1 protein-coding gene is annotated in these 1,196 nt (G+C 43.2%); it reads left to right on the forward strand.

Annotated elements, in window-relative coordinates; translation table 11 throughout:
• A partial coding sequence (locus tag JO950_RS21870; protein WP_370528160.1) for an RHS repeat domain-containing protein occupies positions 1-1,196 on the forward strand: 1,196 nt, incomplete at both ends.

Raw genomic sequence — 1,196 nt, forward strand, 5'->3', positions numbered from 1 at the left:
AAACACAAACGTACTTCCGGAGACACAGAACTCACCATAAGAGAAGAATACACCTATTCGCCACAAGACCGTTTACTAACCCATACCCATCAAATCAACGGAGGAACTGTTGAAGTTTTGGCGAACAATACTTATGATGATCTGGGACAACTGAGCGTTAAAAATGTGGGGAACAACGCAGGAACTCCGTTACAGAAAGTACACTACAGTTACAACATCAGAGGCTGGCTTACCGGAATCAACAATGTAGAGGACCTGCAGCAGGACACAGATCCTAAAGATCTGTTTGCTTTTAAAATTAATTATGACAAACAGCCGGGCAACTCGCAGATTCAGGCCTTGTACAACGGAAATATCTCAGAGACCACCTGGACAACAGATACGGATCTTAGCAAGCGTTCCTATGGCTATCAGTACGACAAGCTGAACCGTCTGACCAGTGCCATTTACAGTAAACCCAATGACGCTATACCGGTTTCAGGAGCGTATAACGAAAGTTTGAGTTACGACAAAAACGGAAATATCAAGTCTTTGCAGCGTTATGGAGACAGTGATGCACCTTCTATAGTTTTTCAAACCGATGATTTAACTTACGGTTATTTAGATCAAAACTCGAACCAGCTCACTAAAGTAACCGACGGCCCCGTCGGAAATGACAACAAAGGTTTTAAAGACGGCAATAAAACAGGGGATGATTTCACGTATGATGTCAATGGGAATATGATTGCAGACAAAAACAAAAACATCACCGAAATACAATACAATCATCTGAATTTACCTAAGAAAATTACATTTGGAACAAATGGCACGATTGAGTATATTTACAACGCAGCGGGGCAAAAACTGAAGAAAATTGTAAAAGAGGTCAGCGGTACAACTCATACTGATTATCTGGGAGGATTTCAGTACAGGTATAGCGAGGACCAAAGTATTCCGGTTGATCTTGTTGAGCCAGGCGGTGGAGAGCCAGATCCTCCTGCACCGGATGATCCGGGAAATCCGAAAGACCCAATCGATGGGTTCGACCCGGTTCCTAAAGATCCACCGGTAGAAGCCAATCGTTTTAGTGGCTTCACAGCACAATCGGCAAGTCAGGCTGTACCATCGCGACCAACCTTAGAGTTTTTCCCTACGGCAGAGGGGTATTACGATTACATAGGTAAAAAATATGTGTACCAATACAAAGATCATTTGGG

The sequence above is a fragment of the Flavobacterium sp. UGB4466 genome (assembly GCF_903469665.1).
Lineage (GTDB): Bacteria > Bacteroidota > Bacteroidia > Flavobacteriales > Flavobacteriaceae > Flavobacterium > Flavobacterium lipolyticum.